This is a genomic window from Pseudomonas sp. IT-P395, from assembly GCF_949767675.1.
In the GTDB taxonomy this organism is placed as follows: domain Bacteria; phylum Pseudomonadota; class Gammaproteobacteria; order Pseudomonadales; family Pseudomonadaceae; genus Aquipseudomonas.
In genome coordinates this window covers 16811-35997 of sequence record NZ_CATKPW010000015.1, presented here as the reverse complement: position 1 = coordinate 35997, position 19187 = coordinate 16811, and the positions used below count along the sequence as shown (strand labels likewise).

At 60.6% G+C, this 19187-nt stretch carries 16 protein-coding genes; 11 read left to right on the top strand and 5 right to left on the bottom strand.

Features of this window, described 5'->3' with window-relative positions; all coding sequences use genetic code 11:
• The first annotated feature begins 69 nt into the window (after positions 1 to 69).
• The 8 genes from ACM6IN_RS13640 (at position 70) to ACM6IN_RS13605 (ending at position 8266) form a co-directional block, all read left to right on the top strand.
• Positions 70 to 1935, top strand: coding sequence for an extracellular solute-binding protein (locus ACM6IN_RS13640; RefSeq protein ID WP_414916200.1), 1866 nt, complete (start codon positions 70 to 72; stop codon positions 1933 to 1935).
• A 1-nt stretch (position 1936) separates the two neighbouring features.
• Complete coding sequence (locus tag ACM6IN_RS13635) at positions 1937 to 3001, top strand: microcin C ABC transporter permease YejB (RefSeq protein ID WP_108227252.1); 1065 nt, start codon at positions 1937 to 1939, stop codon at positions 2999 to 3001.
• The gene (locus ACM6IN_RS13630) at positions 3001 to 4023 is read left to right on the top strand and encodes an ABC transporter permease (RefSeq protein WP_123376962.1); all 1023 of its coding nucleotides are present in this window, start codon (positions 3001 to 3003) and stop codon (positions 4021 to 4023) included. The genes ACM6IN_RS13635 and ACM6IN_RS13630 overlap by 1 nt, the downstream gene beginning before the upstream one ends.
• Before the next feature lies 1 nt (position 4024).
• Positions 4025 to 5710 (top strand): ABC transporter ATP-binding protein, encoded by a 1686-nt coding sequence (locus tag ACM6IN_RS13625; RefSeq protein WP_414916199.1) that lies wholly within the window; start codon positions 4025 to 4027, stop codon positions 5708 to 5710.
• Positions 5711 to 5824: 114 nt separating this feature from the next.
• Positions 5825 to 6346, top strand: coding sequence for a DUF3455 domain-containing protein (locus ACM6IN_RS13620; RefSeq protein ID WP_414893319.1), 522 nt, complete (start codon positions 5825 to 5827; stop codon positions 6344 to 6346).
• Positions 6347 to 6509: 163 nt separating this feature from the next.
• The gene (locus tag ACM6IN_RS13615) at positions 6510 to 7043 is read left to right on the top strand and encodes a sigma-70 family RNA polymerase sigma factor (RefSeq protein ID WP_007918254.1); all 534 of its coding nucleotides are present in this window, start codon (positions 6510 to 6512) and stop codon (positions 7041 to 7043) included.
• Positions 7040 to 7732, top strand: coding sequence for an anti-sigma factor domain-containing protein (locus tag ACM6IN_RS13610; protein WP_414916198.1), 693 nt, complete (start codon positions 7040 to 7042; stop codon positions 7730 to 7732). Before ACM6IN_RS13615 ends, ACM6IN_RS13610 begins: the two co-directional genes overlap by 4 nt.
• A gap of 132 nt (positions 7733 to 7864) precedes the next feature.
• On the top strand, positions 7865 to 8266 hold the full coding sequence (locus ACM6IN_RS13605) for a hypothetical protein (protein WP_414916197.1): 402 nt from the start codon (positions 7865 to 7867) through the stop codon (positions 8264 to 8266).
• A 71-nt stretch (positions 8267 to 8337) separates the two neighbouring features.
• On the opposite strand, the gene ACM6IN_RS13600 is transcribed toward ACM6IN_RS13605, so the two are convergent.
• Positions 8338 to 9429, bottom strand: a complete 1092-nt coding sequence (locus ACM6IN_RS13600) for a DUF1615 domain-containing protein (RefSeq protein WP_414893315.1) — start codon at positions 9427 to 9429, stop codon at positions 8338 to 8340.
• A gap of 268 nt (positions 9430 to 9697) precedes the next feature.
• On the opposite strand from ACM6IN_RS13600, the gene ACM6IN_RS13595 reads away from it, so the two are divergent.
• Both ACM6IN_RS13595 and ACM6IN_RS13590 read left to right on the top strand, forming a co-directional pair.
• Complete coding sequence (locus ACM6IN_RS13595) at positions 9698 to 11902, top strand: TonB-dependent receptor (RefSeq protein ID WP_414916196.1); 2205 nt, start codon at positions 9698 to 9700, stop codon at positions 11900 to 11902.
• A 283-nt stretch (positions 11903 to 12185) separates the two neighbouring features.
• Positions 12186 to 13721 carry an FAD-dependent monooxygenase gene (locus ACM6IN_RS13590; protein ID WP_414916195.1) on the top strand — a complete coding sequence of 512 codons (1536 nt, stop codon included), beginning with the start codon at positions 12186 to 12188 and terminating at the stop codon, positions 13719 to 13721.
• 128 nt (positions 13722 to 13849) lie between these two features.
• Here the strand turns inward: ACM6IN_RS13590 and hemB are convergent, their stop codons facing one another.
• Positions 13850 to 14824: a porphobilinogen synthase gene (gene hemB / locus ACM6IN_RS13585; protein ID WP_102902429.1), complete on the bottom strand. Its 975-nt coding sequence runs from the start codon at positions 14822 to 14824 to the stop codon at positions 13850 to 13852.
• Between the two features lie 193 nt (positions 14825 to 15017).
• Positions 15018 to 15716: a glutathione binding-like protein gene (locus tag ACM6IN_RS13580; protein ID WP_095114269.1), complete on the bottom strand. Its 699-nt coding sequence runs from the start codon at positions 15714 to 15716 to the stop codon at positions 15018 to 15020.
• Positions 15717 to 16055: 339 nt separating this feature from the next.
• On the opposite strand from ACM6IN_RS13580, the gene ACM6IN_RS13575 reads away from it, so the two are divergent.
• Entirely contained in the window at positions 16056 to 16730 is a 675-nt protein-coding gene (locus ACM6IN_RS13575) for a histidine phosphatase family protein (protein ID WP_414916194.1), read from the top strand.
• 135 nt (positions 16731 to 16865) lie between these two features.
• On the opposite strand, the gene mnmH is transcribed toward ACM6IN_RS13575, so the two are convergent.
• Both mnmH and selD read right to left on the bottom strand, forming a co-directional pair.
• Positions 16866 to 17969, bottom strand: a complete 1104-nt coding sequence (gene mnmH, locus ACM6IN_RS13570) for a tRNA 2-selenouridine(34) synthase MnmH (protein WP_414916193.1) — start codon at positions 17967 to 17969, stop codon at positions 16866 to 16868.
• Complete coding sequence (gene selD, locus ACM6IN_RS13565) at positions 17969 to 19003, bottom strand: selenide, water dikinase SelD (protein WP_007918229.1); 1035 nt, start codon at positions 19001 to 19003, stop codon at positions 17969 to 17971. Before selD ends, mnmH begins: the two co-directional genes overlap by 1 nt.
• Positions 19004 to 19187: the final 184 nt, after the last annotated feature.

Below are 19187 nucleotides of genomic sequence, written 5' to 3'. Positions count from 1 at the left end.
CCGCTATCGCTGGCAAGCCAGCTCCCACATGGGGACCGGGTTTCTTCAAGGATTTTCAGGAGTGATTGCATGAGTTTTTTGCGCAACATGGCGGGCCTGCTTTTGGGCAGTGCGCTGCTGTGCACCGGCACCTCGGCGCTGGCCGGCGGCAGTTATGCGCTGACGGTTTACGGCGAAGCGCCGAAGTATCCGGCGAACTTCCAGCACTTTGATTTCGTCGATCCCAACGCGCCCAAGGGCGGTTCGCTCAGTCGCGCGTCGATGGAGATCGGCCAGTACAACTACATCAGCCCGTATGCCGATCAGGGCATTTCCGTGGTGCAGGTCAACGACTGGGTCTACTCGCCATTGGCGTTCCGTTCGCTCGACGAGCCGTACACCGTTTACGCACTGGTCGCGCAACAGATCGAGCGCGATCCCGATGGACTCTGGGTGCGTTTCACCCTCAATCCAAAAGCACGTTTCGCTGACGGTACGCCGATCACTGCCGAAGACGTGCGCTACACCTTCAACCTGCTGATGACCAAGGGCAGCCTGAGTTATCGGCAGCAATACGCCGACGTGCAGGACGTGCTGATCGAAGGCCCACGGCAGGTGCGCTTCACCTTCAAGAACAATCTCAACCGCACCCTCGCACTGGACTTGGCGACGATGCGCGTGGTCCCCGAGCACTGGTGGAAAACCCGCGACTTCGCCAATGGCGGCGGCTTCGAGCCACCGCTGGGCAGCGGCCCGTACCGGGTCAGCAAGGTCGACGCCGGGCGCAGCATCAGCTTCCAACGCGATCCGGACTGGTGGGGCAAGGACTTGCCGGTCAGTCGCGGCATGTACAACTTCGATACGCTCACGGTGAATTTCTACGGCGACACCGACGTCGCCCGGCAACTGTTGCAGGCCGGCGCGTTCGACTACAACCGCGAGTTCTCCTCGTCCGGTTACGTGGTCGGCTACGACAGCCCGGCGTTGCGCGACGGCCGCTTGCAGCAGTCGATTCTCGCCCCGGACAAACCCACCGCCGCCCAGGGCTTTGTGTTCAACCTGCAAAACCCGATCTTCCAGGATCGCCGCGTGCGTCAGGCGATCAGCCTGCTGTGGGATTTCGAGTGGACCAACAAGCAGATGATGCGCGGCTTCTACGTGCGCCAGAACAGCTTCTGGCCGAAGAGCGAAATGGCCGCCACCGCCCTGCCCGACGCCGAAGAATTGAAGATCCTCGAACCGCTGCGCGGGCAAGTCCCCGACGAGGTTTTCACCACAGTGTATGAAGCGCCGAAAACCGATGGCAGCGGCTACATCCGCGACAAGCAACTGCAAGCGCTGAAGCTGCTCGCCGAGGCTGGCTGGACGCCGCAACACAATCGCTTGGTCAATGCTGCGGGCGAGCCGTTGGAGTTCACTTTTCTCGACGGTCAGGGCGGCTTCGACCGCATGCTGCTGCCGTTCAAGCGCACCCTCGCGCAGATCGGCATCACCCTCAATCTGCGGCGGATCGATTCGGCGCAATACGTCAACCGCCTCAACGCCCGCGACTACGACATGATCGTCGTCGCTTTCCCGCGCAGCGGCGATCCGATCGTATCCCCCGGCCGTGAGTTGTACAGCCTCTACGCCTCGCAAAGCGCCACGCAAGTCGGCAGTTCCAACTCGATGGTGCTGGCCAACCCGGCGGTCGATCAACTGATCGACGGACTGGTTCAGGCCAACACCCGCGAGGCCATGGTGCATTACGCCCGCGCCCTCGACCGGGTGCTGCAATGGGGTTACTACATGATTCCCAACTACTACTCCAAAGGCACGCCGACGGTGTATCAGAACCGCTTCGGCATGCCGCCCGTGCAACCGGCGTACGACGAAGGCCTCAACACCTGGTGGGAGGTCTCGGCCAAGGCGCTGACCACGCAACAGATGCACACTCAGCTTGCGGGGGGCCAGTGACATGCTGCGTTATCTGAGTCGACGTTTGCTGCTGATCATCCCGACGCTGCTGTGCATTCTGGTGGTCAACTTCCTTATCGTGCAGGCCGCGCCGGGTGGGCCGGTAGAGCAAGCCATCGCCCGCTTGCAAGGCTTCGGCGGCCACAGCATGGGCGGCGGTGGCGAGGTCGCGGCGGTTGGCGGTGCAGGCCGCAGCAGCCGTGGCCTCGACCCGGCGCTGATCGAGGAGATCAAACACCATTACGGTTTCGACAAACCGCTGCACGAACGCCTGTGGCTGATGCTGAAAAACTACGCGCAACTGGATCTGGGCAGCAGTTTCTTTCGCGGCGCCAAGGTCACCGATCTGATTGTGCAGAAGTTGCCGGTGTCGCTGTCGCTGGGCTTGTGGGCGACGTTGATCACCTACCTGATTTCGATCCCGCTGGGCATTCGCAAAGCGATCAAGAACGGCAGCGCCTTCGATGTCTGGAGCAGCACGGCGATCATCATCGGCTATGCGATGCCGGCGTTCCTCTTTGCGATTCTGTTGATCGTGGTGTTCGCCGGCGGCAGCTACGTCAACTGGTTTCCGGTGCAGGGGCTGGTCTCGGATAACTTCGACAGCCTCAGCACCTTGGGCAAGGTCGGCGACTACCTCTGGCACCTGGTGTTGCCAGTGACGGCGCTGGTGATTGGCGGTTTCGCCACGCTGACCATTCTGACCAAGAACAGCTTCCTCAACGAGATCAGCCGCCAGTACGTGATCACCGCGCGGGCCAAAGGCCTGACCGAGCGCCGCGTGCTCTACGGCCATGTGTTCCGCAACGCCATGTTGTTGGTGGTGGCCGGTGTGCCGTCGGCGCTGATCGAAGTGTTTTTCGCCGGCTCCCTGCTGATCGAAACCATCTTCAACCTCGACGGCCTCGGGCGCATGAGCTACGAAGCGGCGGTGTCGCGGGATTACCCGGTGGTGTTCGGTGCGTTGTTTCTGTTCACCCTGTTCGGCCTGTTGATCAAGCTGATCGGCGATCTCTGCTACACCCTGCTCGACCCGCGCATCGACTTCTCGGCGAGGACTGCCTGATGTTCACACTTTCTCCTCTCGGCCAGCGTCGTGTTGCGCAGTTCAAGGCCAACCGGCGCGGACGCTGGTCGCTGTGGCTGTTTGTCGGCCTGTGCCTGATTTGTCTCGGCGGTGAGCTGATCGCCAACGACAAACCGTTGGTGATTCGCTATCACAACGCTTTTTACTTCCCGATCCTCAGCGATTATCTGGAAACCGATTTCGGCGGCGAGCTGCCGTTTCAGCCGGATTACGCCAGCAGCTATGTTCACAAACTGATCGAGGATCAGGGCGGCTGGATGTTGTTTCCGCCGATCCCGTTCAGCTATGACACGGTCAATTACGACCTCAGCGAACCGGCGCCGAGTCCACCGTCAGCAAGCAATTGGCTGGGCACCGATGATCAGGCGCGCGATGTATTGGCGCGGGTGATTTTCGGCACGCGGATTTCGATTCTGTTTGCGCTGATCCTTACCGGCATCAGTGCGTTTATCGGCATCGTTGCCGGGGCATTGCAGGGTTATTACGGCGGCTGGGTCGACTTGCTCGGGCAACGGGTGCTGGAGATCTGGTCGGGGCTGCCGGTGCTGTACCTGCTGATTATTTTGTCCGGGTTTGTCTCGCCGAGTTTCTGGTGGTTGCTGGGGATCATGGCGCTGTTTTCCTGGCTGGCGCTGGTTGATGTGGTGCGCGCCGAGTTCCTCCGTGGGCGCAATCTGGAATACGTCAAAGCCGCGCGAGCACTGGGTCTGACCGACAACGAACTGATGTGCCGGCATATTCTGCCCAACGCGATGACCTCCACCCTCACCTATCTGCCATTCATTCTGACTGGTGCGATTGCGACGCTGACTGCGCTGGATTTTCTCGGCTTCGGCATGCCCGCCGGCACCGCGTCGCTGGGCGAATTGATCGGTCAGGCCAAGCGCAACCTGCAAGCGCCGTGGCTAGGGCTGACGGCGTTTTTTGCCTTGGCACTGATTCTGTCCTTGTTGGTTTTTATTGGTGAGGCTTGCCGTGATGCATTCGATCCCCGGAGCTGAGATGAACGACAATTTGATCGAGATCCGCGATCTGCGCGTGGCCTTCGCCGGGCAAGAAGTGGTGCACGGTTTGAACCTGGATATTCGCCGTGGCGAATGTCTGGCACTGGTCGGTGAATCCGGCTCGGGCAAGTCGGTGACGGCGCATTCGATTCTGCGTTTATTGCCGGGCAAGAACGTCAGCAGCAGCGGCGCGATCCGCTACAACGGCGTGGATTTACTGCACGCCAGCGAGCAGCAGATGCGCGGTTTGCGCGGCAACCGCATTGCGATGATTTTTCAGGAGCCGATGACCTCGCTCAATCCGTTGCACACGGTGGAAAAGCAAGTCAGCGAAGTACTGGAGATTCACAAAGGCCTCAAGGGCCGCGCTGCCCGCGAACGGACTCTGGAGCTGCTGGAACTGGTCGGCATTCGCCAGCCGTTGCAGCGTTTGAAAGCCTATCCACATCAACTCTCCGGTGGTCAGCGGCAACGGGTGATGATCGCCATGGCGCTGGCCAATGAGCCGGAACTGTTGATCGCCGATGAGCCGACCACGGCGCTCGACGTCACGGTGCAGCAGAAGATTCTCGAGTTGCTGATCGAGTTGCAGCAACGCCTTGGCATGTCGCTGTTGCTGATCAGCCATGACCTCAATCTAGTGCGGCGCATCGCGCAACGGGTGTGCGTGATGCGCCATGGTGAAATCGTCGAGCAGGCGGATTGCGAAGCGTTGTTTCGCGCGCCGCAGCATCCTTACAGCCGCTTGTTGATCGAGGCTGAGCCGAACGGCGGGCCGGTGCCGAGTGAGTATGATCACAACCTGCTCGAAGTTGATGATTTGAAGGTGTGGTTTCCGTTGCCCAAGGCGTTGTTCAGCCGCCAGCAGGATTACATCAAAGCGGTGGACGGCGTGAGTTTCACCCTGCAACGGGGCAAGACTTTGGGGATTGTCGGTGAGTCAGGTTCGGGTAAATCGACGCTGGGTCAGGCGATCCTGCGGTTGGTCGAGTCCGAGGGCAATATCCGTTTTGGTAACAAGCAACTGAGCTTGCTCAATCAACGTTTGATGCGGCCGTTGCGGCGGCAGATTCAAGTGGTGTTCCAGGACCCGTTCGGCAGCCTCAGCCCACGGATGTCAGTGCAGCAGATTATTGCCGAAGGCTTGCTGACTCACGGCATCGGCACCGAGGCCGAGCGTGAGGCGGCGGTGATTCGGGTGCTGGAGGAAGTCGGCCTCGATCCACAGAGCCGCCATCGTTATCCCCATGAGTTTTCCGGTGGCCAGCGCCAGCGTATTTCCATCGCCCGGGCGCTGGTGCTGGAACCGGCGCTGATTCTGCTCGATGAACCGACTTCGGCGCTGGATCGTACGGTGCAGAAACAGGTGGTGGAGTTGTTGCGGCAATTGCAGATCAGGCATGGGCTGACCTATTTGTTTATCAGCCATGACCTGGCGGTGGTGCATGCGTTGGCGCATGACTTGATGGTGATCAAGGATGGCAAGGTGGTTGAGCAGGGTTCGTCGCGCGAGATTTTCGCCGCGCCCAAACACCCCTACACCCAAGAGCTCTTGAACGCCTCCGGCCTGAAGCCCGACACAAAACCCTGTGGGAGCTGGCTTGCCAGCGATGGCGCCGGGTCAGTCGACATCCCCTTCGCTGACCCACCGCTATCGCTGGCAAGCCAGCTCCCACAGGTATAGAAGTGGTCCAAAAAATATTTTTCAGGCACTGCATCCAAACACCTCCGCCACGGGTAGTCCTTGTAACAGCCCTCTTCGGCTGTCAGCGGTTTACCCTTTTCGGAGATAACACTGATGAACATCACCCAGCTGATTGGCCTCACCGGTTTGCTCGCCCTGTCCTCGACGACCTTCGCCCAAAGCAGCTATCCCGACGCGATCAAAGTCCCTGACGGCCACAAGATCGCGATGGAAACCACCGGCGTCGGTGAGATCACCTACGAATGCCGGGACAAAGCCAATGCGCCCGGGCAGACCGAGTGGACCTTCGTCGGCCCGAAAGCGGTGCTCAATGATCGCAGCGGCAAGCAGGTCGGCACCTACTTTGGCCCGCCGGCTACCTGGCAGGCCAAGGACGGTTCGAAAGTCACCGGCACGCAATTGGCCGTGGCGCCGTCCAGCCCGGGCAACCTGCCCTATCAACTGGTCAAGGCCAATCCGGCCGAAGGCAAAGGCGCGATGAACGGCGTGAGTTACATCCAGCGGGTCGCGCTCAAGGGCGGCGTAGCGCCGGGCAGTGAATGCACGGCGGCGAACAAGGGCAAGCAGGAAGTGGTGAAGTATCAGGCCGATTACATTTTCTGGGCGGCGAACTGATTCCCGGATTTACCGCCCCCCCTGTAGGAGTGGGCCTGCTCGCGATAGCGGAGTGTCAGCCAACATATGCATCACTGACACACCGCTATCGCGAGCAGGCGAAGGCCTACAAGGGGAATCATGTGTTCTGGATGTTTGCGGAATGTGAGCTAGATTGCACGACATGCCTTTAGCCGAATCCGCGTTCGATTACGAAGCCCGCCTCGCTGCCTGTGCCCGTGGCGAGCGTGCGGCCCTGCGCGATTTGTATGTGCAGGAAGGCCCGCGTCTGCTCGGTGTGGCCAAGCGTCTGGTGCGCGATACGGCGCTGGCGGAGGACATCGTTCATGAGGCGTTCATCAAGATCTGGAACGGCGCGGCGGGGTTTGACCCGGCACGCGGTTCGGCGCGGGGCTGGATGTTCACGGTGACGCGGCATCTGGCGCTGAATCTGCTACGCGATCAGGGCCGGGAAACACCATTCGACGAAGCCCACGAAGTGGCTGCAGACGATGACGGCTTCGACGCCCAAGTTCATTCGGCGCGTATCCACCGTTGCCTTGAGCAACTGGAGCCGCAACGCCGCCACTGCATCCTGCATGCCTATGTCGACGGCTACAGCCACGCGCAGATTGCCGCGCGCCTCGACACGCCGCTGGGCACGGTCAAAGCGTGGATCAAACGCAGCCTCAACGCCTTGCGGGAGTGCATGGGATGACCAGCGAATCAGCGCAAGACCGCGATGAACTGGCCGGCGAATATGTGCTCGGCACGCTTTCTTTTGAACAGCGGATCGAGATGCAACGACGCTTGCCCAACGAACCCGAATTGCGTGCAGCGGTGGATGCCTGGGAGCGGCGCCTGCTGGAGTTGACTGATCTTGCCCCCTCGCAGCAACCGTCTGCGCTGTTGTGGCCGCGCATCGAACGCAGCCTCGACCGACTCACGGCAAAAGCGCCGTCGACTTCATGGTGGAACCTGCTGCCACTCTGGCGCGGGTTGAGTGCTATCGGATTGGCCGCCACGTTGATTTTGGGTTCGATCCTGTTGACCCAGACCACGCCGAAACCAAGCTTTCTGGTGGTGCTGGTCGCGCCGCAGGACAAGGCCCCGGGCTGGGTGATCCAGGCGAGCAATTCGCATGAGATTCAGCTGATTCCGCTCGGCGTGGTTGAGGTGCCGGCGGACAAAGCCCTGGAGTTCTGGACCAAGGCTGACGGCTGGCAAGGGCCGGTTTCGCTGGGACTGGTCAAACCCGGGCAGGCCTTGTCGGTGCGGCTGGACAAGTTGCCGCCGCTGCAACCCAATCAGTTGTTCGAGCTGACACTTGAGGGCGCCAATGGCTCGCCGATCGGTAAACCGACCGGGCCGATTCAGGCGATCGGGCGTGCGGTGAAGGTGCTGTAAGGCTCTGATCTGCGGCTTCTGGCGACCATCATCGACATCGATGTTCACCATCACGGCAATGAAGTTCTCATAAAAAATCTCCAGCGTAACATCGGCTCCATACCAACCAACAACACCCCGGAGCACACCATCATGAAACGCCAAACCCTTCTCGGCATCGCTTTCTCGATCTTCGCTATCAACGCTTTCGCCGCCACCCCGGCCCACACCATGATCGCCGAAGGCGGCTCGGACAAACTGATCGAAAGCCGTTTGGCTGAAGGTGGTTCGGATCGTCTGATTGAACGTCGCGTTGCTGAAGGTGGTTCTGATCGTCTGCTCGAACGCCGCGTTGCTGAAGGTGGTTCGGATCGTCTGCTGGAACGCCGCGTTGCTGAAGGTGGCTCGGATCGTCTGCTGGAACGTCGCGTTGCCGAAGGTGGCGCTGATCGTCTGCTGGAACGCCGCGTCGCCGAAGGTGGCTCGGATCGTCTGCTCGAACGCCGCGTTGCCGAAGGTGGTTCGGATCGTCTGCTCGAACGCCGCGTTGCCTGAATGCATGGCTGCAAGCGCAACACCCCAGAGAAACCCGGCTCCCTCAGCCGGGTTTTTTATGCCCGGTTGTTTTATCCGGCCTTGGCCATGCAGCGCTTGTAGCGCTCATCCACGCGTTTGGCGAACCAGGCCGTCGTGAGTTTGCGTGTGATCTTCGGACTCTGCAGCACGATCCCCGGCAACACCGCACGCGGCAGCTTTTTCCCCTCCGCTTGCTCCGCCAGTTCGAACACCCGCTGATAGAGTCTGGTCTCTTCGAATTCCAGGGTTTTGCCCTTCTCCAGTTGATCGCGAATGGTCGGGTTGCGCATGCCCAGCGACTTGCCGAGAGTGCGTACCGCCAGTTCCGTGCCGCCGGGCATGATCGAGTCGTAGCGGATCAGGTCGCCATCCAGCGCCAGTGGAATGCCCGAGGCGCGACTGACCGCATTCTGAAACGCAGCATTGCGACTGGCGTACCAACCGGCGTTGAAGTCGGCAAACCGATACAGCGGCTCGCGATAACTCACCGGATAACCGAGCAAATGCGCGATACCGAAATACATGCCACCACGGCGGCTGAACACTTCGCGGCGGATCGTGCCGTCCACCGGGTACGGATAATCCTTGGCGTGCTGCTCGGCAAATTCGATGCTGACCTGCATCGGCCCGCCGGTGTGCACCGGGTTGAAGCCGCCGAACAGCGTGCGGCCCATCGGCACCCGACCGATGAAGTCGTCGAAAATGCCACTGAGTTCTTTCTCACTGCGTGCCGCATTCAGGCGTTCGCTGTAGGTCTTGCCGTTGGTTGAACGCACTTGCAGAGCGCCGCTGACCAACAGGCTGGGAATATGCACTTTGGCGGCGCGGCGATCGATTTCGTCGCGGGCGATTTTGCCCAGGCCGGGCACGGAGGGGTCGGCCTGGAAGGTGGATTCCTGCTCGGCGACGGCCAGTACCGAACACAGATTCTGCGTGGTCGGGCTGATGTTTTGCGCGGCAAATGCGGCGTAGATATCGGTGGCCCAGCCTTGCCGATCGGCCGTCTTGGCCGGCATCAGCCGCACAATCTCGGCCTTCACTTCGGCAGGCGCACGCGGCACCGGCTCCTGGCTGCGCTGCCCCGCGCAACCGGCGAGCACCAGCAGTGCGGCGAGCGTGATCGGTAATCGAAAGTTGTGCATGTAACTTCATCCAGTCCGTTGTGCCGGGTTCACCATACGTTCAATGGTATGGCGCAGGCTAGGACTGCGCTGATCTGGCCCTGTTCCCTTGATGTTCATTTCCCTGCGCCGCCAAGTGCCCCGAAATAGAGCTTCCAACGGCTGATGACAAACTGATTGCAAAACGTTACTGAGAAAATCTATCATTTGCACCTGGAGTCGCATTTGCGCAAGGAGTTCCCGCGCCGCCCTTATTTTTCTCACCGGCCGTGCGCCTCCAGGTATCTACATGCCCGCTTCAGCTCGACTCGCCGTCCCGTTTCGCCCGACGCTTCTCGCCCTGCTGTGCTCCCTGACTGTCACCGCTTACGCCGCCGAAGGCGATAACAAGGCGCTGGTGCTGGACGACGTCAACGTCAATGCCCAGGCCCCGACACCCGGTGCCCTGCCTCCGGTCTACTCCGGCGGACAAGTTGCCCGTGGTGGTCAACTCGGCGTGCTCGGCAATCAGGACATGATGGACGTGCCGTTCAGCGCCGCGTCCTACACCGAACAATTGATTCAGGATCAGCAGGCCGAAAACGTCGCCGACGTGCTGCTCAACGATTCGTCGGTACGTCAGGCCTCGGGTTTCTCCAACCAGGCGCAGGTCTTCATGATTCGCGGCCTGCCGCTGAACGGCGACGACATTTCCTATAACGGCCTGTACGGCGTGTTGCCACGGCAGATCATTTCCACCGACGCGCTGGAGCGCGTGGAAGTGTTCAAAGGCCCGAACGCCTTTATCAACGGCGTGACCCCGACCGGTTCCGGCATCGGCGGTGGCGTCAACCTGCAACCGAAACGCGCCGGCGACGTGCCGTTGCGCCGTTACACCACCGACATCAACAGCGAAGGCCGTATCGGTCATCACTTCGACATCGGCCAGCGTTTCGGTGAAGACAACCGCTTCGGCGCCCGGATCAACCTGTCCCAGCGCGAAGGCGACACCGGTATCGATCACGAGAACCAGCGCTCGAAACTGTTCGCCATCGGCCTCGACTATCGCGGCGATGCCCTGCGCATTTCCGGCGACTTCGCCTACCAGAAAGAACGCGTCAACGGTGGCCGCAACTCGGTCAACCTCGGCACCGCCACACACATTCCGGACGCGCCGTCGGCCGATACCAACTATGCGCCGAAGTGGGGCTACACCGACATCGAAGACACCTTCGGCATGCTCCGCGCCGAGTACGACCTGAACGACAACTGGACCGCCTACGCGGCCGGCGGCGCCAAGCACACCCGCGAAGTCGGGCGCTACAACTCGACCACGCTGGTCGGCAACAGCGGCGCTTCCTTCACCACCGGCTCGTTCATTCCCCATGACGAAGACAACACCAGTGTGATGGCTGGCCTCAACGGTAAATTCAACACCGGCCCGGTCAGCCACAAACTCAATTTCGGCCTGACCGGCATCTGGGCCGAACAGCGCAGCGCCTATGATTTCGACCTGACCCAATACGCCAACAACATCTATCACCCGGTGCAAACCCCGTCGCCAGTGGGCAATTTTGCCGGCGGCGACTTGAATGATCCGGGCATCGTCGGCAAGACCTTCAACCGCAGCATTGCGATTTCCGACACCCTCGGTTTCTTCGACGATCGCCTGCTGGTCACCGCCGGCCTGCGTCGCCAACAACTGGTGGTGCAAGGTTACAACTACGCCAGTTGGGGCAGCGGCGATCGCAAGTCGAGCTACGACGAATCGATCACCACGCCGGTGTACGGCGTGGTGTTCAAACCGTGGGAACACGTGTCGTTCTACGCCAACCACATCGAAGGCTTGGCCCAGGGCCCGACCTCGCCGACCAGTTCTGGCGGATTCCGTGTGACCAACGGCAACGAAGTCTATGCACCGGCACGCTCCAAGCAGACCGAAGTCGGGGTGAAAGTCGACATGGGCACTTACGGCGCCAGCCTGGGTGTTTATCGCATCGAACAGCCGAGCGATGGTTACTGCGAAATCGACAGCGCCACTACCTGCACCTACGTGCGTGAAGGCGAGCAGGTCAACAAAGGTGTGGAAATGAACGTCTTCGGCGAGCCGATCCAGGGCCTGCGCCTGATCAGCGGCCTGACCCTGATGGACACAGAGCTGAAGAACACCCTCAACGGTGCCAACGACGGCAACCGTGCGATCGGCGTGCCGACCTTCCAGTTCAACGCTGGCGCTGACTGGGATGTACCCGGTCTGCAGGGCGTAGCGCTGAATGCGCGGATGCTGCGTACTGGCGGCCAGTACGCCGATGCGGCGAACAATCTGAGCCTGCCGACCTGGAACCGTTTCGATGCGGGTGCGCGTTATGCGTTCAAGGTGTCGGAGAAAGACGTGACCGTGCGTCTGGGTGTGGAGAACCTGGCGAACAAGAAGTACTGGGAATCGGCTCAGGGTGGGTATCTGACTCAGGGTGAGCCGCGGGTGGCGAAGCTGTCCGGCACCATTGATTTCTAAGCTTGAAAAGCCCCTCACCCTAACCCTCTCCCGGAGGGAGAGGGGACTGATTGCGGTGTTCTTTCGAGTTACGCCGACGTGTGCCATCGCGGCTAACTCAGGTTTTGAAAGGCCCCCGATCTGCTCCCTCTCCCTCGGGAGAGGGCTGGGGTGAGGGGCTACTATTTACGTCACACAACAGCACCCCAGCCGAACACCATCAAGACATCCCCGTCTGGCCGATCAACTGGCCACCCTCTCCTGCTGATCCATACTTGCTGCACAGCAAACGGAGGACAGGCCCATGAACCGCAGCGACGTTCTTATCATCGGCGCCGGCCCCACCGGCCTGGTGCTGGCCCTGTGGCTGTGCAAACTCGGCGTGCGCGTGCGCATCATCGATAAAACGTCCGCGCCCGGCACCACTTCGCGAGCGTTGGCGGTGCAGGCGCGCACCCTTGAGTTGTACCGGCAACTGGACCTCGCCGACACTATTGTGCGCAACGGCCATCGGGTGGCGGCGGCGAATTTCTGGGTCAATGGCAAACCGGTCGCGCAATTGCCGCTGAACCGCATCGGCGAAGGCCTGACGCCCTACGCGTTCGTTGAAATCTTCCCGCAGGATGAACATGAACGGCTGCTGATCGAGCGTCTCGAAGACTACGGCGTCACGGTCGAACGCAACACCACGCTGGACAGTTTCGAGGAAACCGGCGATGGCCTCACCGCGCATCTGCGCCTGCCCGATGGCGAGCAGGAAATCTGCCAGGCCTGTTATCTGGCCGGCTGTGACGGCGCCCGCTCAGTCGTGCGCAAAACCCTCGACACTGGTTTCCCCGGCGGCACCTATCAGCAGATTTTCTACGTGGCAGATGTCAAGGCCAGCGGCCCGGCGATGAACGGCGAGTTGCATCTGGATCTGGATGAAGCGGACTTTCTCGCCGTGTTTCCTCTCGCCGGCGAAGGCCGCGCAAGGCTGATCGGCACCGTGCGTGACGAACGTGCGGATCGCGCCGAAACCCTGGAATTTTCTGATGTCAGCAGCCGTGCCATCGAACACCTGAAAGTGCATATCGAAGATGTCCATTGGTTCTCGACCTACCGCGTGCATCACCGCGTGGCTGAGCACTTTCGCAGTGGCCGCGCGTTTCTGCTCGGCGATGCCGCGCATGTGCACAGCCCGGCGGGCGGTCAGGGCATGAACACCGGCATCGGCGACGCGATCAATCTGGCGTGGAAACTTGCCGCAGTGCTCAGCGGCGCTGCCGAACCACGCCTGCTCGACAGCTACGAAACCGAACGCAAGGCCTTCGCCCGTCGACTGGTGTCGACCACCGACAAAGTCTTCAGTTTCGTCACCGCCGAGGGGCGCGTGACCGATCTGCTGCGCATGCGCGTGGCACCGTTTCTGATCCCGAAAATGGCCTCGTTCGAGGCCAGTCGCGAGTTCCTTTTTCGCACCGTGTCGCAGGTTACCCTCAACTATCGCGGCATGCCGCTGAGCCAGGGCGCGGCCGGCCATGTGCACGGTGGTGACCGCTTGCCGTGGGCGCATGATGGTGAGGGAGATAATTACGAACCGCTGAGACAGCCGTGCTGGCAGGTGCATGTGTACGGCGACACCAGCGACGAAATGATCTCCTGGTGCCACGAACATCATTTGCCGCTGCATGTGTTCGACTGGCGCCCGGCGTTTGAAACGGCGGGGTTGGGGCGTAACGGTTTTTATCTGCTGCGCCCGGATACCTATGTGGCGATTGCCGAGAACAGCGCGGATCCGAAGGTGATTGAACGCTACTTCCGCGATCACGGCATCCGGCCGTTCTTTGCCTGCCTCTGACCCAAGGAAACCACAAGAACCTGTGGGAGCTGGCTTGCCAGCGATGGCGTCAGCACAGTCAAAATCAATGTTGACTGATGCACCGCTATCGCTGGCAAGCCAGCTCCCACAGGGTTGTGCGTTGGTCTTTAGATCCCGGCGAGTGCCAGATCCATCGCAAAGTAAGTGAAGATCAAATCAGCGCCTGCACGCTTGATCGCGCCCAGGCTTTCACGCACCACGCGATCCTCATCGATCGCCCCGGCCTGCGCGCCGAACTTGATCATCGCGTATTCGCCACTGACCTGATACGCCGCCAGCGGCAGGTTCGAGGCCTCACGAATGTCGCGGATGATGTCGAGGTAAGCGCCGGCTGGTTTGACCATCAGCGCATCGGCGCCTTCCTGCTCGTCGAGCAGCGATTCGCGCAGGGCTTCGCGGCGGTTCATCGGGTTCATCTGATAGCTTTTGCGATCGCCCTTCAGCGCGCTGCCACCCGCCTCGCGGAACGGGCCGTAGAGTGCCGAAGCGAATTTGGTCGAGTAGGCCATGATCGGAATCTGGGTGAACCCGGCCGCGTCGAGTGCCTGACGAATCGCCCGCACCTGACCATCCATCGCTGCCGACGGCGCGATCACGTCCGCACCGGCGCGGGCCGCTGCCACGGCTTGTTTGCCGAGGTTGATCAGGGTCTGGTCGTTGTCGACTTCATGGTTGTGCATCACGCCGCAGTGGCCGTGATCGGTGTATTCGCAGAAGCAGGTGTCGGACATCACGATCATTTCCGGCACGGCATCTTTGGCAATGCGCGACATGCGCGAGACCAGACCTTCTTCGCGCCAGGTGTCGCTGCCGTTGCTGTCCAGATGGTGGGACACGCCGAAGGTCATCACCGACTTGACGCCGGCACGGGCATAGCGCTCGATTTCACTGGCCAGTTTGCGCTCGGGAATGCGCATCACCCCGGGCATGCTGTTGATCGGCACGAAGTCGTCGATTTCTTCTTCAACGAAAATCGGCAGGACCAGATCGTTCAGGCTGAATTCGGTTTCCTGGAACAGGCTGCGCAGGCTCGCATTGCGGCGCAGACGGCGGGGACGTGCTTCGGGGAACTGACTGGACATGAGGGCCTTTCCTGAAAACGGCAGATGAGACGAAAGTCGTAGGGGGCGAAGCTTATGCCTTGCGGGGGTTGGGGTACAAACCTGGATCAATCAAGAGTGCATTACTGGGGGTGTAACAATCTTTCAGAACACTGTAAATCCCTGTGGGAGCTGGCTTGCCAGCTCCCACAGGGTTATGTGTGTAGTCCGAAAATTACGAGGGAATGGTCAGGCCGCGAATGACTGCCGGACGCGCGAGGAAACGCTCAAGCACACGGGTGACATTCGGGAAGTTGCTGATGCCAACCAGATCACCGGCTTCATAAAATCCGATCAAATTTCGCACCCACGGAAACGTGGCGATATCAGCGATGGTATAGCGCTCGCCCATGATCCAGTCACGGCCCTCGAGCCGGCCGTCGAGCACCTTGAGCAGGCGTTTGCTTTCGTCGACATAACGATCACGCGGACGCTTGTCTTCGTAATCCTTGCCGGCGAATTTGTTGAAGAAACCCAACTGGCCGAACATCGGACCGATACCACCCATCTGGAACATCAACCACTGGATGGTCTCGTAACGCAGCGCGCCTTCCTGCGCCAGCAACTGACCGCTTTTGTCGGCCAGATAAATCAGGATCGCACCGGATTCGAACAGCGGCAGCGGCTGATCATCAGGGCCGTGCGGATCGAGGATCGCCGGAATCTTGTTGTTCGGATTCAGCGACAGGAACTCGGCGGACAGTTGATCATTGCTGTCGAAAGCGACCTTGTGCGGTTCGTACGGCAGGCCGATTTCCTCAAGCATGATCGAGACTTTGACGCCGTTAGGCGTCGGCAAGGAATAGAGCTGAATCCAGTCAGGGTACTGCGCCGGCCATTTCTGGGTGATCGGGAACGCGGACAGATCGGTCATGGGAAGCATCCAGTCACAAATTAAAGCCTGATCATAATGTAGGCGCTGCGCAGGCTGCGATCTTTTGATCTTGAGGCTTTGCAGTCTGCAAAACGATCGCAGCCTTAGCGCCTACATGAACCCGTAACATCCTGTCGCTAACCTGCGGCCAGACCGTTGAAGGTTGCCGTTAGAGTGCTGCGCACTCTGACGATCGAACCAAACGGCCCTCAGGGGACTCTGAGCTATGCGTTTGTTGCAGAGGAAGCCGTTCACGACAGGGAAAACACCCGGTGCTGGGAGCCCGCGGTGTAAAGGTTTGTCAGCCTTAACCGAATTTGCTGAAGAACCCTTTATTTCATGACGATCCTTATGCGATTCGCCAAACGTTTCAAACACCGCGCGTATGTGGCCCTGCCTTCCCTGCTGGCCGTCAGTGCACTGCTCCTGTCGCTTGAGTCCAGCGAAAGCCGCGCGCAACCGGTGGACGGCACCCAGACACTGGTGTTCCTGCGCCACGCAGAAAAACCCGAGGGCGGGCTCGGCCAGCTCAACTGTCAGGGCCTGAACCGCGCCATCGACCTGTCGACGCTGCTGCCGGAAAAATTCGGCAAGGCCGATTACGTGTTCGCCGCCAACCCGACGCGCAATGTCGAGGAAGGTGAGCTGGACAACTCCTACAGCTACATCCGTCCATTGATGACCATCAGCCCCGCCGCGATCAAGCTCGGCCTGCCGGTGAACATCGAGTTCTCGGCCAACGACACCAGCGATCTGGCCCGCGAACTGCTGGAAGACAAGTATCACAACTCGACGATCTACACCGCCTGGTCCCACGGCTATCTGCCGGAGCTGATCAACAAGGTGGCGGGCAAAGCGGTCGGCGAGAAACAGAACATCACCGAGGACTGGGCGGGCAACGACTTTGACTCGCTGTATGTACTGACGCTGACCTGGCACAACGGCAAGGCCAGTTTGCAAAGCCACAGCTACAAGCAGGGGCTGGATCATGGCAAGGAAACGTGTCCGACCTGAGTCATCTTCTGTCTGAACCGGCCCCATCGCTGGCAAGCCAGCTCCCACAGGGTTCCAGGGTGTACACAAATTCCATATACATCCGCAATACCTGTGGGAGCTGGCTTGCCAGCGATGAGGCCAGCAAAAGCACTATCAAACCTTCTGATTCCCCCGCTCACGCAGATACTCAAGCACCGCTCCACGCTCCCCGGCAAACTCGATCCGCCCGCCCTTCTTCTCGCGCTGAAACACATACATCGGGTCGTAATAATCGCGTAGCAGTACGCCGATCCACTCACGGAACAGCTCGACCGACCCGCTGCGCGCCTGTTCGGACAGCGCCGCTTCCATCTGCAAATACATGCGTTGATAGCGCTCGCCACCCAACCGACGTTGAATATTGTTCAGGCTGGAAATCAATCGCTCGGCATACAAAGCAAAACCCTGCTCGCCGTGAACCGCGACGAACTCGGCGTACAGGTCGATGACATAATCCTGCAGAATTCGCTCGACCCGACTCTCGAGGCTATCTTCCAGCCAGACCAGTGGTGCCGCCTGCATGCCCCGGTAGAGCGGTAATGGCAAGGCACAGCTGCCGACCACCCGACTCTCGTCTTCCAGAACAAACTGGTTGATCCCGCCTGCGCGTTTTTTCAGCACATCGACAGCCAGGCGGTTTTCGAAATCGATATTGGTCGGCTGTCCGGTGGCACGCTTGCCAAAACTCGAGCCGCGATGATTGGCGTGACCTTCCAGATCCAGACTATTGCTCAACTGCACCAGCACTTCAGTCTTGCCAGTACCGGTCATGCCGCCGAGCAGGACCAGATCGCATTCGGCCACAGCCTGATCGACTGTCTCCAGGAGGAATGTGCGCATGGCCTTGTAGCCGCCGCCGACACGCGGATAATCGATGCCGCCCTCGTCCTTGATCCATTGCTGGACGATCTGTGAACGCAGGCCGCCGCGGAAACAATACAGATAGCCATCGGGGTGGTTACGGGCAAACTCGACCCAGCCTTGAATGCGCCGCTCTCTGACCTCGGCGGACACCAGCCGCTCGCCCAAGGCAATCGCGGCTTGCTGTCCGTGTTGTTTGTAACAGGTGCCCACCTGTTCGCGCTCACGATCGTTCATCAGCGGCAGGTTGACCACCCCGGGAAAAGCACCGTGGGAGAATTCGACCGGCGCACGGGCGTCCATCATTGGCCGGTCATTGAGGAAAATATCACGGTAATCAGTGCAGTCGCGGAGCATCAAATCACCTCGACTGCGTTCGTCTGTCGCTCAACCAGTTCGCCGATTGGCGCCAGGTTCAGGCCCAGTTCGGCGGCTACGGCGAGAAACTCTTCATTGCCTTCAGGCGTCACCGCGATCAACAGACCACCGCTGGTTTGCGGGTCGCAGAGCACGCGTTTGTGCAGTTCCTGCACGCGGCCAACCTTGCTCGCGTAGCTGTCGAAGTTGCGCAGCGTACCGCCGGGAACGCAGCCCTGATCGAGGTAGTACTCGACGCTGTCCAGACGCGGCACACGGTCATAAGCGATGCGCGCGGTGAGCTGGCTGCCATCGGCCATTTCCACCAGATGCCCGAGCAGACCAAAACCGGTGACATCGGTCATGGCGGTAACGCCGGCGAGTTTGCCGAAACGGCTGCCGGGTTTGTTCAGGGTGCACATCCAGTCGCGGGCCACGCCAACGTCGGCGGCGCGCAATTTGCCTTTTTTCTCGGCGGTGGTGAGGATGCCGATGCCCAGCGGTTTGGTCAGGTACAGCAGGCAGCCGGCGGTGGCGGTGTCGTTGCGCTTCATGTGACGCTTTTCCACCAGACCGGTGACGGCGAGACCGAAGATCGGTTCCGGCGCATCAATCGAATGCCCGCCCGCCAGTGGAATGCCCGCCGCGTCGCACACCGCGCGGCCGCCGCGAATCACTTCACGCGCCACTTCCGGCGCCAGCACATTGACCGGCCAGCCGAGAATGGCGATGGCCATCAACGGATCGCCGCCCATCGCATAGATGTCACTGATCGCATTGGTCGCGGCAATGCGGCCGAAGTCGAACGGGTCATCGACGATCGGCATGAAAAAATCCGTGGTCGAGACCACACCGCGCTCGGCATCGATCTCATAGACCGCCGCATCATCGCGCGAGGCATTGCCGACCCACAGTTTCGGGTCAAGGTTCTGCGCACCGCTGCCGGCCAGAATCACTTCCAGCACCTGCGGGGAAATCTTGCAGCCGCAGCCGGCGCCGTGGCTGTATTGGGTCAGACGAATCGGCTCGCTCATGGGGGAGTCTCAGGCTGTTGATGGGGGCGATTCTAGCAGAGCGCGACGCAGCAGTTTTTTGATCGTTCCCACGCTCCGCGTGGGAATGCAGACCGGGACGCTCCGCGTCCCTTCCGGAGCCGGAACGCGGAGCGTCCCTAGAGGCATTCCCACGCAGAGCGTGGGAACGAGCAGCTTGAGGCAA